The 13,512-nt window shown below is 71.6% G+C and carries 11 protein-coding genes; 5 read left to right on the top strand and 6 right to left on the bottom strand.

The genetic code is table 11. The annotated features are described in order from the left end of the window. Positions 1 to 41 precede the first annotated feature (41 nt). The 4 genes from ACWD5D_RS30685 to ACWD5D_RS30670 all read right to left on the bottom strand — a co-directional run bounded on the left by ACWD5D_RS30685 (position 42) and on the right by ACWD5D_RS30670 (position 4,733). Positions 42 to 920 (bottom strand): geranyl diphosphate 2-C-methyltransferase, encoded by an 879-nt coding sequence (locus ACWD5D_RS30685; protein ID WP_451376026.1) that lies wholly within the window; start codon positions 918 to 920, stop codon positions 42 to 44. Between the two features lie 63 nt (positions 921 to 983). Further along, positions 984 to 2,036, bottom strand: a complete 1,053-nt coding sequence (locus ACWD5D_RS30680) for a family 2 encapsulin nanocompartment cargo protein terpene cyclase (protein WP_451376025.1) — start codon at positions 2,034 to 2,036, stop codon at positions 984 to 986. Between the two features lie 16 nt (positions 2,037 to 2,052). After that, a complete protein-coding gene (locus tag ACWD5D_RS30675) occupies positions 2,053 to 3,495 on the bottom strand; it encodes a family 2B encapsulin nanocompartment shell protein (RefSeq protein ID WP_451376024.1) in 1,443 nt (480 codons plus the stop codon). A 230-nt stretch (positions 3,496 to 3,725) separates the two neighbouring features. After that, a complete protein-coding gene (locus tag ACWD5D_RS30670; protein WP_451376095.1) occupies positions 3,726 to 4,733 on the bottom strand; it encodes a zinc-binding alcohol dehydrogenase family protein in 1,008 nt (335 codons plus the stop codon). A 197-nt stretch (positions 4,734 to 4,930) separates the two neighbouring features. Here ACWD5D_RS30670 and ACWD5D_RS30665 point away from each other — a divergent pair, with 197 nt between their 5' ends. The 4 genes from ACWD5D_RS30665 to ACWD5D_RS30650 all read left to right on the top strand — a co-directional run bounded on the left by ACWD5D_RS30665 (position 4,931) and on the right by ACWD5D_RS30650 (position 8,877). Beyond that, positions 4,931 to 5,725 (top strand): VOC family protein, encoded by a 795-nt coding sequence (locus ACWD5D_RS30665; protein ID WP_451376023.1) that lies wholly within the window; start codon positions 4,931 to 4,933, stop codon positions 5,723 to 5,725. Positions 5,726 to 5,770: 45 nt separating this feature from the next. Then, complete coding sequence (locus tag ACWD5D_RS30660) at positions 5,771 to 6,451, top strand: ribonuclease H family protein (RefSeq protein WP_451376022.1); 681 nt, start codon at positions 5,771 to 5,773, stop codon at positions 6,449 to 6,451. Between the two features lie 231 nt (positions 6,452 to 6,682). Continuing rightward, complete coding sequence (locus ACWD5D_RS30655; protein WP_451376021.1) at positions 6,683 to 8,176, top strand: MFS transporter; 1,494 nt, start codon at positions 6,683 to 6,685, stop codon at positions 8,174 to 8,176. Continuing rightward, positions 8,173 to 8,877 carry a TetR/AcrR family transcriptional regulator gene (locus ACWD5D_RS30650; RefSeq protein ID WP_451376020.1) on the top strand — a complete coding sequence of 235 codons (705 nt, stop codon included), beginning with the start codon at positions 8,173 to 8,175 and terminating at the stop codon, positions 8,875 to 8,877. Before ACWD5D_RS30655 ends, ACWD5D_RS30650 begins: the two co-directional genes overlap by 4 nt. A gap of 49 nt (positions 8,878 to 8,926) precedes the next feature. Here the strand turns inward: ACWD5D_RS30650 and ACWD5D_RS30645 are convergent, their stop codons facing one another. Then, positions 8,927 to 9,874, bottom strand: a complete 948-nt coding sequence (locus ACWD5D_RS30645) for a LysR family transcriptional regulator (protein WP_451376019.1) — start codon at positions 9,872 to 9,874, stop codon at positions 8,927 to 8,929. Positions 9,875 to 10,059: 185 nt separating this feature from the next. After that, positions 10,060 to 11,763 carry an NAD-dependent malic enzyme gene (locus ACWD5D_RS30640; protein ID WP_451376018.1) on the bottom strand — a complete coding sequence of 568 codons (1,704 nt, stop codon included), beginning with the start codon at positions 11,761 to 11,763 and terminating at the stop codon, positions 10,060 to 10,062. Between the two features lie 299 nt (positions 11,764 to 12,062). Between ACWD5D_RS30640 and ACWD5D_RS30635 the strand changes: the two genes are divergently transcribed. Then, the gene (locus ACWD5D_RS30635; RefSeq protein WP_451376017.1) at positions 12,063 to 13,463 is read left to right on the top strand and encodes a class II fumarate hydratase; all 1,401 of its coding nucleotides are present in this window, start codon (positions 12,063 to 12,065) and stop codon (positions 13,461 to 13,463) included. Positions 13,464 to 13,512 lie beyond the last annotated feature (49 nt).

Here is a 13,512-nt window from a genome sequence, read left to right as displayed (position 1 = left end):
TCGGACACCGCCCCTCGGACACCCCCCCGGGGCCGCCGGGATCAGACCCGGTCGGCCACGATGAGCAGGTACTGGAAGCTGCCGTTGCGGTAGGCGTTCAGGAACGTGTCCTCGATGCCGGTGACCAAGTGGTCCGCCTCCTTGCGCAGTTCCCAGTAGGGGATCGTCGCTTCGGTCAGGTCCTCGACGTGCACCGGTACCAGACGGTTGCGCGACATCGCCCGGAAGTACTCCGAGCGCGGGTGGATGTCGCAGATGTAGTGGGCGTTGATCAGGGACACCTCGCGGGAGGCCTGCCCGTAGGCGTTGTTGTAGCAGCCCGTGATCACCACGTACCGTCCGCCGCGGCGCAGCAGCCGGGCGTGCTCGGCGAAGAGCAGGTCCAGCTCGACGTACATGGTGGACTCGTTGTTCCACGACGCCGCGTACCCGCCCGTCGCGAAGCCGGTGTCGAGCATGTTGCGGTGGTGATAGCGCACCTTGCCGTCGATGCCCCGCCTGCGCGCCTGCTCGTTCGCGAACTCGGCCTGCTTCGCGGAGATGGTGACACCGTCGGCGTGGCAGCCGTAGCGCAGATGCGCCGTGACACTGCCGCCGCCGCGGCCGCAGCCGGCGTCGAAGACCCGGTCGGCGGGGGAGAGCGGCCCGAGATGCGAGGCGAGCAGTTCGGCCTGCGCGTGCTCGAGCCGGTGCAGTTCGGCGGTGACGAGTTCCCGGCGCAGGTCCGCGTCCGGTTCGTCGAGCACCGACCGGTCGGCGGCTCCGATGCCGTAGTGGTGGTGGTACAGGTCGTCGATCTTCCCGAGTTCGAGGTTGACCGGGTTCTCCTCGGCGTTCCAGTACTCCGCGACGCGGTTCTGGTACGTGGACTGGGCCGGCACCAAAGCCGGGGCGGTCCGGGCGACGGGGGCGGTCGTCAAGGGTGACTCCTCGTTGCGCATGTGACGGTGTTCCGGTTGCGAATGGGGTGCCTGTAGCGGTGGTCACCAGTAGTCGGGCAGGTGGTAGCGGTGGCTGTTGGTCGCGTGCCACTCGTGGTTGCCGGCCACCCAGGCGGCGAGCCCCTGGGCGTAGCGCTCCACGAGCGGTGAGGTGGCGGACAGGAGAGCCGACTCCTCCTCGAAGGCCTCCATGATCCGGTTGTGGATCTCGACGGACTTCAGATAGGCGGCCTTGAGTCCGTGGCGCTCGTTGGCGGCCACGACCTGCGGCAGGTTGAGATGGTCCGGGTCGCTCGCCAGCTCCTTGGTGAAGGAGTACAGGTCGTTGACGATCGTGGTGGCGTTGCAGGCCAGCGCCGTGATGCGCTGGATCTCGGGGCGGGCGTAGACCTGCTCGGGCAGTTCGTATCCGTCCACCGCGTCGACGAGCGACAGACAGGGGCGGAAGTTGTTGAACTGCCTCATGACCAGGTACTCCCAGACCCGCGGTGCGTACCGGGTCTCCATCCAGGCGGCCTCGGCCAGATAACCGAGATGCAGCCGGGCGATGTCGTGCACGAACCGGTCGACCTGGCTGGGGGTGGCGAACGCGGCGTAGTCCGTGAGGGCGAAGTGGTAGGAACGCAGCGGCCCGTCGGCCCGTACGCCCTCGCGCCACTCCTCCTCCAGCTCAGGGACACCGTGGTACGGGTCGAGCGCCGACTGGGCGATGATCAGCGGGCCGCCGAGGCCCCGCCTCGATCCGCCCCGGCCCTCGTCCTCCTCGCAGTAGCAGGAGTCGACGACGTTCTCGGCGAGCAGTAGTTTCCCGGCGACCGTGAGCCGGTCCAGGTCCAGGGCGCCCGGATGCTGGAGGACGACGGCCCGGCCGAACTGGAAGCCGGAGAAGTCCCCCTTCCACGCCTCGGGGAACAGGTCGAGTCCGCGCGCCCAGGTCTCCAGCCGGCGGTCGATCTCGGCCGCCTTCACCGGGTCGGCGGGCGCCGCCGGACGGTAGTGCAGTCCGGGGATCGGTCCGGTGCGCCGCTCCCGGCGCATGCTCCGGGCGATGTCCGGCGGACCGGGCAGCACGTAGGACGGGGTGGAAGTGCTCATCGCGTGCTCCAGGCCCTCACTCGGCCGTCCGGCCGATCTGGACGTTCTCCAGGATCCCTGCGGCGTCGGGGACCAGGATGGCCAGCGAGTAGTAGGCGGTGACGAGGTAGTTGATGACGGCGGCGCTGTCGATGCCCATGAAGCGGACGTTCAGACCCGGCTGGAACTCCTCCGGGATGCCGGTCTGGTAGAGGCCGACGACGCCCTGGTCGGCCTCGCCGGTGCGCAGCGCGATGATGCTGCTGGTGTGGTCACCGGAGACCGGGATCTTGCCGCACGGGAAGATCGGCACTCCGCGCCAGGCCGGGACCTCGTGCCCGTCGACGTTCGCGGTGCCGGGCACCAGGCCGCGCTTGTTGCACTGGCGGAAGAAGGCCGCGATCGCCTTCGGATGGGCGAGGAACACCTTGGTCCTGCGCCGCATCGACAGCAGTTCGTCCATGTCGTCAGGCGTCGGCGGCCCGGTATAGGTGCTGATCCGCTGCCCGTAGTCGATGTTGTGCAGCAGCCCGAACTCCCGGTTGTTGACCAGCTCCCACTCCTGCCGCTCGCGGATCTCCTCGACCGTGAGCCGCAACTGCTGCTGGGTCTGGTCCATCGGCTCGTTGTAGAGGTCGGCGACCCGGGAGTGCACCCGCAGCACGGTCTGGGTGAGGGACAACTCGTATTCGCGCGGAGCGAGTTCGTAGTCGACGAACCCGCCCGGCAGCGTCGGCTCGCCCACATGGCCGGCCTGGACGGGGACCTCCGCCTCACCCTTGCGGTTCATGGGCAGGCCCTGCCGCTCGACGTACGCCCGCAGATGGGCGTCGAGCGACGGCACCCGCTCGGTGAGCTCCTCCACGGCGCTCCAGGGCAGCTCCAGCACCACGCCCGAGGTCTCCGCCCGCACGGAGGCCAGCCACAGCGGATCCGACTGGCCGACCGCCTCGTCCCCCATCTGGTCGCCGTCGGTGACGACCCCGATGACCTCCTCCTCCCCGTACTTGCCGGCCGTGTAGCGCGTGAAGCGGCCGTGCACCACCAGGTAGGCCTCGGTGACCGGCTGCCCCGCCTCGAACAGGACCTGGCCGGCCCGCACCTGACGGGGCTCGAACCGGGAGGCGATCTCCCGCAGCACGTCGAGGTCGGAGTAGCCGCGCAGGACGGGCAGTTCGGTGAGCGTCTGCGGGACGACCCGGATGTCGTCGGCTCCGTTCTGCTCGAAGTGCACCCGTCCGCGTCCGGTGCGCAGTTGCAGACGCCGGTTGACCCGGTAGGTGCCGCCGCGTACGTCCACCCAGGGCAGGGTCTTCAGCAGCCACCGCGAGGTGATGGCCTGCATCTGCGGTTCGGACTTGGTCGTGGTGGCGAGCTGCCGTGCCGCGTGGGTGCTGAGACTGGTGAGCTGCCCGTCGGCCGCGGCGGCGGGATCGGGTTCGTCGACAGTGGAAGCGGTGGCGATGTCCGGTGTGGACACTTTCCCTCCATCTAAGAGGCGGAAAAGGGGGACCGGATCGGTCCGTGGTGCGCGGGGTGCCGGTGCGCTTCGACCAGCCAAACAGGGCGCGTGATCTCGGGGTACAGCGTGAAAGGGGCGGGTTTGATCAACGGGTGGTGCAAACCTGCCGTCCGAGGCGTTCGGCGCGGAGCCGCACAACACGCGCCGGGACTCCGCTTCCGCACTCGGTGACAACGGTGCGTTTGGGCTCAGGAGAAGTCGTTCACCAGCACGGCCGCACCGTCGAAGCGGCCGGCCTCGAGGTCCTTCAGGGCCTGGGGGGCCTGCGACAGCGGATACGTGTGCGTCCGCGCGCGCACCCCGTGCAGCGCGGCCTTCTCCAGGAACGCGCGCCCGTCCTCGCGGGTGTTGGAGGTGACGCTGCGCAGCTCCTTCTCGTAGAACAGCTCGGTCTCGTAGCGCAGCGGCGGTACGTCGCTCAGGTGGATGCCCGCCACGGACAGCACCCCGCCGCGGTCGAGCGCCCGCAGTGCGACCGGGACCAGATCGCCGACCGGGGCGAAGAGGATCGCGCTGTCCAGGGGCTCCGGCGGCATGTCGTAGGCGTCGCGCGCCGAGGCCGCGCCCAGCTCCAGGGCCAGCCGCCGGGCGGCCGCGCCGCGCGTCAGGACGTGCACCGTGGCGCCCTCGGCGAGCGCCACCTGCGCGCACAGGTGGGCGCTGCCCCCGAACCCGTACAGCCCGAGCCGCCCGCCCGGCGGCAGCGAGGCGCGGCGCAGCGCGCGGTAGCCGATGATCCCGGCGCACAGCAGCGGCGCCAGCGTCACGTCGTCCACCGCGCCCGGCAGCCGGTAGGCGAAGCCGGCCGGTACGGTCGTGTACTGCGCGTATCCGCCGTCGGCGTCCCAGCCCGTGTACGCGGACCGCGGGCACAGGTTCTCGGCGCCCCGCAGGCAGTACGCGCAGGTGCCGTCGGTGTGCCGCAGCCAGGCAACCCCGACCCGGTCGCCCACGGCGAAGTCCCGGGCGCCGGACCCCCTCGCGGCGACCACGCCCACCACCTCGTGCCCGGGGGTCACCCCGGGCCGGTGCGCGGGCAGGTCCCCCTCGGTGACGTGCAGGTCGGTGCGGCACACTCCACAGGCGCGCACATGGACCAGGAGCTCGTCGTCCCCGGGCACCGGGACCGGCCGTTCGACCAGCCGGAGGGGATCCTCCGTCACCGGCCCGGGCCGGTGCACCGACCAGGCCCGCATCGTCACTGCCGCCGCCGTCGACTCCGACATCACCGCGCCCCGTTCCACCGAAGGCCGCTGTCCTCTTTCGTTTCGTTCGTTTCGTCCGTCCCCTTCGTCCAGTGTCGGGCAGGCTCACCCGTTCGGCGCGCGGGCCGACCGAGGGGTGGATAGCGTGAGGTTCCGGAGGATCCGTCTCACCGGAGAGGGCCGCGACCATGGCCGTACCACCTGAAGGAACGCCCTGCTGGGCCGACGCGATGTTCAGCGACCTCGAGGGCGCCAAGAGCTTCTACGGCGACGTTCTCGGCTGGACCTTCGGCGAGTCGTCGTCGGAGTACGGCAACTACACACAGGCCTACGCGGACGGCAAGGCGGTCGCCGCCGTGGTACCGCCGATGCCCGGCCAGGAGGGGCAGTCGCAGTGGTGCCTGTACTTCGCCTCGCCGGACGCGGCCGCGACCGCGCAGCGGATCCGGGACAACGGTGGCGAGGTGCTGATGGAGCCGATGCAGGTCGGCGACTTCGGCACGATGTGCCTGGCCCGTGAGCCCAGCGGCGCCGTGTTCGGTGTGTGGCAGGCGGGCAGGCACGAGGGTTTCGAGGCCACAGGGACCCCCGGGGCCTACATCTGGGCCGAGGTCTTCACCCGGGAGCCGGAGAAGGCGGACCCCTTCCTCTCCGCCGTCTTCCCGTACCGGATGAAGGACGTCGTCGACGACGCCGTCGACTTCCGGCTGTTCGACGTCGGTGAGAACACCGTCCTCGGCCGGATGAAGATGACCGACGACTTCCCGCCCGAGGTGCCGTCCTACGTCAACGTGTACTTCACGGTCGACGACTGCGACGCGGCCGTCGCGCGGGCCACCGAGCGCGGCGCCGTGCTGCGCTTCGGGCCGATCACCACCGCCTTCGGCCGGTTCGCGGCGCTCACCGACCCGCAGGGAGCGAACTTCTCGGTGATCGACGCCACAGCCGCCGAGGGTGCGATGCCCGAGGTCAAGGACGTCTGACCCGGCCGGACGGACCGCCGGCGCGGCCATGGCATCATCATGCTCATGGGTGAACGTGTGGTGGCCGCGTGCGACGGGGCTTCGAAGGGAAACCCCGGACCGGCCGGATGGGCATGGGTGGTCTCGGACGACGAACGGACCCCGGCCCGCTGGGAGTCGGGCCCGCTCGGCCGGGCCACCAACAACGTCGCGGAACTGACCGCCCTGGAGCGGCTGTTGGCGTCCGTCGACGCCGACGTGCCGCTGGAGATCCGGATGGACTCCCAGTACGCGATGAAGGCCGTCACCACCTGGCTGCCCGGCTGGAAGCGCAACGGCTGGAAGACGTCGGCCGGCAAGCCGGTCGCCAACCAGGACCTGGTCGTCCGCATCGACGAACTGCTGGACGGCCGGTCCGTCGAGTTCCGCTACGTCCCCGCCCACCAGGTCGACGGCGACCCGCTGAACGACTTCGCCGACCGCGCCGCCAGCCAGGCCGCCTCGGTCCAGGAGGCGGCCGGCAGCGCGCTGGGCTCCCCCGAGCCCCCGCCGTCGCCCGACACCCCGGCGGCCAAGGCGCCACGCAAGAAGGCGCCCAGCCGCACCGGCGGCAGCACGTCCTCCCGCACCATCAAGGCCAAGTTCCCCGGCCGCTGCCTGTGCGGCCGCTCCTACGCGGCCGGCGAGTCCATCGCCAAGAACGCACAGGGCTGGGGCCACCCGGAGTGCCGGACCGCCGAAGCCTGACACGGCCGGCGAACACGGCGTGGCCGGCGCCGCGATCGGGGCGGTGACCGGCCGGCGCCGATCCTTCCGGGGTTCGTGGCGCCCGCCGTACCTCTACGGCGTTGCCGTCGCGCGTCTCACTCACCTCACTCGCCGTGCCGGGATGCGGACGCTCCGCTTGGGTGAAAGGCTATTCACTGGATAGGGTGAATTGCTATTCACCTCGTCTCCCAGACGTCCGCAGGAGTGCCGATGGACCCCTCCGCCCCGAGACCCGAGCCGGCCGGCACTCCCACCCCGGAGCCCCGGCTGCGGGACCGCCTCACCATTCCGGTGCTGGCGTCGGGCGGGATCCTCATGGCCGTCATGCAGACGGTGGTCGTTCCCCTGCTGCCCGACCTGCCCCGGCTCACCGGTGCGTCGGCCGGCACCGTCTCCTGGATGGTCACCGCGACGCTGCTCTCCGGCGCCGTGCTCACTCCCGTGCTCGGCCGGGCCGGTGACATGTACGGCAAGCGCCGGGTGCTCACCGCCGCGCTCGCCCTGATGACCCTCGGCTCGGTGCTGTGCGCGCTGACCTCCGACATCCGCGTGCTCATCGCGGCCCGCGCGCTCCAGGGAGCCGCCGCGGCCGTCGTCCCGCTGTCCATCAGCATCCTGCGGGACGAACTCCCGCCGGAGCGCCGCGGATCGGCGGTGGCGCTGATGAGCTCCACCGTGGGCATCGGCGCCGCCCTCGGCCTGCCGCTCGCCGCGCTCGTCGTGCAGTACGCCGACTGGCACACGATGTTCTGGCTGACCAGTGCCCTCGGCGCGCTGGGGGTGGCGGCGACCTGGTGGGCCGTCAGGGAGTCGCCCGTACGGGAACCGGGCCGCTTCGACGTCCTGGGCGCGCTGGGCCTGGCGGCCGGACTGGTGTGTCTGCTGCTCGGCGTCTCCCAGGGCGGCCAGTGGGGCTGGGCCGGTCCCCGCGTCCTCGGGCTGTTCCTCGCGGCCCTCGTCGTCCTCGCGCTGTGGTGGTGGCAGCAGTTGCGTGCCGAGCGGCCGCTGGTCGACCTGCGGCTGGTCGCCCGGCCACGGGTGGGACTGTCCCATGTGGCCGCGCTGCTCACCGGGTTCGCGTTCTACGCCAACTCCCTCGTGACCGCCCAGCTGGTGCAGGCCCCGAAGGCCACCGGTTACGGGCTCGGGCTGTCGATCGTCGCCACCGGGCTGTGTCTGCTGCCGGGCGGCGTCACCATGCTGCTCCTCTCGCCCGTGTCCGCACGCATCTCGGCCGCGCGCGGCCCGCGCGTCACCCTCGCCCTGGGCGCCGCGGTCATCGCCTGCGGCTACGCGGTGCGCATCGCCGACAGCCGCGACCTGTGGATGATCATCCTCGGGGCGACGGTGGTGGCGACCGGCACCACCCTCGCCTACTCGGCACTGCCGACCCTGATCCTGCGCGCGGTCCCGGCCGGCCAGACCGCCTCCGCCAACGGCGTCAACGTCCTGATGCGGACCATCGGCCAGGCCACCTCCAGCGCGGCCGTCGCCGCCGTCCTCGTGCACCACAGCGGCCTCTTCGGCGGCACACCCGTACCCACCCTGCACGGGTACCTGCTGGCCTTCGCGATGGCCTGCGCCGTCGCCCTCGCCGCCTGCGCCGCGGCCCTGTCCATCCCCGGCGACACCTCGTCCGACGACACTCGGCGTGCCCGGGGCGCGACCCGCGACGCCCGCGACGACGCGATGGAGGGAGCATGAGCGAGGCGAGCACCCCTCCCGGCCCCCGAGCGGCCACGCCGCCGCCAGGCGCCACCGGCTCCGCGCAGCCGCCCGTCACGCCCTCGCCCGGCGACATCCCCGCCGCGCAGCCGCAGGCCACCTCCGGGCCCGGAGCCGCTCCCGCCCCGGCCCGCCGTGACGCCGAGGCCACCAAGGCGGCCATCCTCAAGGCCGCCCGCTACCTGCTGGCCCGGCAGGCCCAGGCCGACATCACGCTCAAGGCGGTCGCCGAACGGGCCGGTGTCAGCCCGCCGTTGGTCCTGAAGTACTTCGGCAACAAGGACGCCCTGTTCGCCCGCGTGATGTCCTTCGACACCGACGCGGACGAACTGCTCGACGCGCCCCTGGCCGGTCTCGGCCGGCACATGATCCGCCATGTCCTCACCGGCCAGCGCGAACGCGGCGCCGACCCGCTGCTGCGCATCGCCTTCGCGCCGCTGCACGGCGACCACGGCGACGTCCTGCGCGCCAACTTCCGCGCCCAGGTGACCGAACGCCTCGCCGCCCGCCTCACCGGCCCCGACGCGGGCCTGCGCGCCGAACTCGCCGTCGCGGCCCTCGTCGGCCTCGGCGTCATGTACGGCATCGCGCGCGGTCCGCACCTGCGCGGGTCCGACGTCGACACCATCACCGCGCGCTACGGACCCCTCGTACAGGAGCTGTTGTCGCCCGGCGCCTGATTCACCGTCCGGGCCCGGGGCCGGTCGGCAGGAACCCGGGGGCGGTGCCTCAGGCCCGTGTTCCGTCCGCCTCTTCCGGCTCGGCCGTCGTGCGCACCGCGTGGTCGATGAACCGCCCAGGCGCCGGAGGCAGGGTGCGGGAGGCCAGCCAGGCGATGCCGATGTCGCGGGCGCCGTGGACATCGGTGACCTCGAGATAGCGGATGGGGAGGTCCGGGTTGGTCTCCGGAGCGGTCGCGGCGCCCGGCGAGACCGGGATCAGGGACACGCCGAGTCCGGCCGCGACCAGGCCGCGCAGCGTCTCCACCTCCTCGCCCTCGAACGCGACGAGCGGGCTGAATCCCGCCTGGCGGCACAGGGTCTCGGTGATGCTGCGCAGGCCGTAGCCCGGCTTGAGCACGATGAACTGGTCCTCGGCCACCTCGGCCAGACGCACGCGCCGGCGCTGGGCGAGCCGGTGACGGGCGGGGACGGCGAGCCAGAGGGGTTCGACCAGCAGCCGCCGCCAGGTGATCAGCGGATGGGCGGGGTCCTTGCTGGTGATGATCAGGTCCGCGGAGGAGTCGAGGAGGTGCTGGGCGAGGCCGTTCTCGTCCGCCTGGTGCAGTTCGAACCGGGCGCCGGGGAAGTCGTGCCCGAAACCGGTGACGAGCTTCGGCACGAGCCAGGTGCCCAGGGTGTGCAGGAAGGCCAGCGAGACCACGCCCGCGTCCGGGTCGACGACTTCGGCCACCGCCCGCCGGCCCCGGTCGTAGCTGTCGAGCACGGCGTCGACGTATTCCTTGAACACCCGTCCGGCCGGGGTGAGTCGGAGGACACGGCCGACGCGCTGGAGGAGTTCCGCGCCGACCTCGCTCTCGAGCCGGTGCAGGGCCCGGGAGAGGGCGGGTTGGGTGATGTGGGCGTCCGCCGCGGCCTCGGTCACCGTCCTGCCCTCGGCCACGGCCTGGAAGGACCGCAGTACCTGGAGATCCATGGCCTCATTCTCCCACCGCATCGGACGGAGCGTATTCAGGTCCTGTGTGCATGACTGACGGGCGGCGGGCGCGCCGGGCGGAGGGGTCGACCGGGCGTGACGCGTCCCCGGGGACGGCCGAGCGTGGGGCGGCGGCCGAGGGCGACCCGGCGGCGGCCGGCCTGCCGGGGCGACCGCCGGGAGGATCCGCGGGACGTGAGGTGGCGTCAGACGGCCGTGACCGGCCGGTAGACCGGCTGCCACATGGCGGCCCGGACACGGTCCTCCACGGAGTCGTCGACGCTCGCGCGGGCGACCCCGTCGGCGGCCGCGGCGCGGGCCACGGCGACGGCGACCGCGGCCGACGTCTCCCGCAGCTCGTCGGTGAGCGGCAGGATCGGGGCGCCCGGAGCGGAGGCGTCGGTCCGGCCGGCGACGGCGTGCGCGGCAGCGGACAGCATGCGGTCGGTGACCCGGTCGGCGCGGGCGACGATCGCGCCCAGCCCCAGGCCCGGGAAGATCAGCGCGTTGTTGGCCTGCCCGATCTTGTACTCGACACCCTCGTACGCGACCGGCTTGAAGGGGCTTCCGGTCGCGATCAGCGCACGGCCGTCCGTCCAGGCCAGCACGTCCGCGGGGACGGCCTCGGCCAGTCGGGTCGGGTTGGACATCGGCAGGATGATCGGGCGTTCGACCGCGCCGGCCATCGTACGGACGATGTCCTCGGTGAAGGCGCCGCCCTGGCCGGAGGTGCCGATCAGCACGGTGGGGCGCACCCGGGCGACGACCTCGGCCAGCGGGATCCCGCCCACCTTCTCGTCGCGCCGCCAGTCGGCGACCTCGGCGGCCGGGCGGGCGTAGCGGACCTGGAAGTCGCGCAGGCCGTCCTGCCCCTCGGTGAGCAGGCCGTACCGGTCGACACCGTGGATGCGGGCGGTGGCCTCCTCGGGGCTCAGCCCGTCGGCGACCATGGCGTCGCGCAACTGGTCGGCGACGCCGATACCGGCGGTTCCCGCGCCGAAGATCACGACGCGGTGGTCGCGCAGCGGCACGCCGCTCGCCCTGACGCCACTGAGTACGGCGGCGAGGTTGACGGCTCCGGTGCCCTGGACGTCGTCGTTGAAGGTGAACTCCTGGTCGCGGTAACGATCCAGGATGCGACGGGCGTTGGCCGCGCCGAAGTCCTCCCAGTGCAGCAGGGCGTTAGGGAAGAGCCGGCGGGCGGTGGTGACGTAGGCGTCGATGAAGGCGTCGTACGTCTCCACGTCGACGCGCGGGTGCCGGTTGCCGAGGTAGAGCGGGTCGGTCAGCAGTTCCTCGCGGTTGGTGCCGACGTCCAGCATCACCGCCAGCGTGCGGTTCGGGTCCACGCCGCCCGCCGCGGTGTAGACGGCGAGCTTGCCGACCGAGATGTCGATGCCGCCCACGCCCCAGTCGCCGATCCCGAGGATCGCCTCGCCGTCCGTGGCGACGATCAGGTCCACGTCGTCCGGGCCGAGGCCCGAGGCCTTCAGCGCGCCCTCGATCTCCTCGGGGGAGTCCACCGAGAGGTACACGCCGGACGGCCGCCGGTACTCGAAGCTGTAACGCTCGATCGCCGTGCCGACCGTCGGGGTGTAGACGATGGGCAGCATCTCGTCGAGGTGGTCGCCCAGCAGGCGGTAGAAGAGCACCTGGTTGCGGTCGTGCAGCGCCATGAGGTTGACGTTCTTGGCCAGATCGGTCGGCTGCGCCGCGTACTGCTCGTACGCCCGCTCCGCCTGCTGTTCCAGCGGCAGCACCGCCGGGGGCACCAGACCCACCAGACCCAGGGCCCGCCGCTCCTCGTGGGTGAAGGCGGTGCCACGGTTGAGGCGCGGCTGGGAGAGCACGGCACGCCCCCGCGCGGTCGTCTCGATGCGCCCCTGGGTCTCATTCCATCGGGTGGTCATGATCGACTCCTTGTCGCTCCGGGGGAATCCGTGATGTCAGCAAGGGTCGATCACCGGCTCACATACGTCCAATGCCTGGAATCACGGTAATCAATGAAGCAGAGGCATGTGTGATCTGACACCTGCGTGTTTTGCGGTCTCATGGCGAGGGATCCCTCGTGGGACTGTGACGAGCGTTGCAGTACCGAGCGGTTTCATTACCTGAGCGCATTTCTCGGCCGTCAATCAGGCATTGGACATATGGTTTCCGGTCCTGCGAAGCTGCTGAGGCATCACCGATATCGACGGAGGTGGCCCCCATGGAGGACCAGACCGAGCAGCAGTTCCGGATCGAGCACGACTCGATGGGGGAGGTCCGCGTCCCCGCAGACGCCAAGTGGCGGGCGCAGACCCAGCGGGCGGTGGAGAACTTCCCGATCTCCGGCCAGCGGCTGGAGCACGCGCACATCGAGGCGCTGGCCCGGATCAAGGCCGCGGCGGCGAAGGTCAACGCGGAGCTGGGCGTGCTGGACGCGGACACGGCCGAGGCCATCGCCGACGCCGCGGGTGAGGTCGCGGCCGGCCGCTGGGACGAGCACTTCCCGGTCGACGTCTTCCAGACCGGCTCCGGCACGTCCTCGAACATGAACACCAATGAGGTCATCGCCACGCTCGCCACCGAACGGCTCGGCCGGCCGGTGCATCCCAACGACCACGTCAACGCCAGCCAGTCGTCCAACGACGTCTTCCCCTCCTCGATCCACATCGCCGCCACGTCCGCGGTGGTCCACGACCTCGTCCCGGCCCTGGGCCGGCTGGCGCAGGCGCTCGAGGGCAAGGCGCAGGAGTTCGCGACCACGGTCAAGTCCGGCCGTACTCACCTGATGGACGCCACCCCGGTCACGCTCGGCCAGGAGTTCGGCGGGTACGCCGCTCAGGTCCGCTACGGCGTCGAGCGGCTGGAGGCGGTCCTGCCCCGCGTGGCCGAACTGCCGCTGGGCGGCACGGCGGTGGGCACCGGCATCAACACGCCGGCCGGGTTCTCCGCAGCCGTGATCGCCGAGGTCGCACGCGCCACCGGGCTGCCGCTGACCGAAGCCCGCAACCACTTCGAGGCCCAGGGCGCGCGCGACGGGCTGGTGGAACTGAGCGGTCAGCTGCGGACCATCGCGGTCGGCTTCACCAAGATCGCCAACGACCTGCGCTGGATGGGCTCCGGACCGCGCACCGGACTTGCCGAGATCAACCTGCCGGATCTGCAGCCCGGTTCGTCGATCATGCCGGGCAAGGTCAACCCGGTCCTCCCCGAGGCCACGGTGATGGTCGCCGCGCAGGTCGTCGGCAACGACGCCACCGTGGCCTGGGCCGGAGCGGCGGGCAACTTCGAGCTCAACGTGATGCTCCCGGTGATCGCCCGCAACGTGCTGGAGTCGATCCGGCTGCTGTCCAACGTCGCCGTCGTACTCGCCGAGCGCACCGTCGACGGCATCACCGCCAACGCCGAGCGGCTGCGCGAGTACGCCGAGTCCTCGCCCTCCGTCGTCACCCCGCTCAACCGGTACATCGGCTACGAGGAGGCCGCGAAGGTGGCCAAGCAGGCGCTGGCCGATCGCAAGACGATCCGTCAGGTCGTCCTGGAGCGCGGATACGTGGAGCGCGGCGAACTGACCGAGGAACAGCTCGACCAGGCCCTGGACGTCCTGCGGATGACGCGCCCCTGACGGCTCGTGCCGCATCGCCCCGCGCGGGATCGCCGGGCGCGATCAGCAC

Source organism: Streptomyces sp. NPDC002520 (assembly GCF_053595235.1).
This window is presented reverse-complemented; position numbering and strand designations above follow the sequence as displayed.

What these genes read in the sequence shown, in the direction of transcription:
- ACWD5D_RS30670 (WP_451376095.1), bottom strand. Translation starts at nt 4,733, where the DNA reads ATGCGGGCCTGGTCGGTGCACCGGCCCGGGCCGGTGACGGAGGATCCC.
- ACWD5D_RS30640 (WP_451376018.1), bottom strand. Translation starts at nt 11,763, where the DNA reads ATGACCACCCGATGGAATGAGACCCAGGGGCGCATCGAGACGACCGCG.
- ACWD5D_RS30650 (WP_451376020.1), top strand. Translation starts at nt 8,173, where the DNA reads ATGAGCGAGGCGAGCACCCCTCCCGGCCCCCGAGCGGCCACGCCGCCG.
- ACWD5D_RS30645 (WP_451376019.1), bottom strand. Translation starts at nt 9,874, where the DNA reads ATGCGGTGGGAGAATGAGGCCATGGATCTCCAGGTACTGCGGTCCTTC.
- ACWD5D_RS30680 (WP_451376025.1), bottom strand. Translation starts at nt 2,036, where the DNA reads ATGAGCACTTCCACCCCGTCCTACGTGCTGCCCGGTCCGCCGGACATC.
- ACWD5D_RS30665 (WP_451376023.1), top strand. Translation starts at nt 4,931, where the DNA reads ATGGCCGTACCACCTGAAGGAACGCCCTGCTGGGCCGACGCGATGTTC.
- ACWD5D_RS30635 (WP_451376017.1), top strand. Translation starts at nt 12,063, where the DNA reads ATGGAGGACCAGACCGAGCAGCAGTTCCGGATCGAGCACGACTCGATG.
- ACWD5D_RS30655 (WP_451376021.1), top strand. Translation starts at nt 6,683, where the DNA reads ATGGACCCCTCCGCCCCGAGACCCGAGCCGGCCGGCACTCCCACCCCG.
- ACWD5D_RS30660 (WP_451376022.1), top strand. Translation starts at nt 5,771, where the DNA reads ATGGGTGAACGTGTGGTGGCCGCGTGCGACGGGGCTTCGAAGGGAAAC.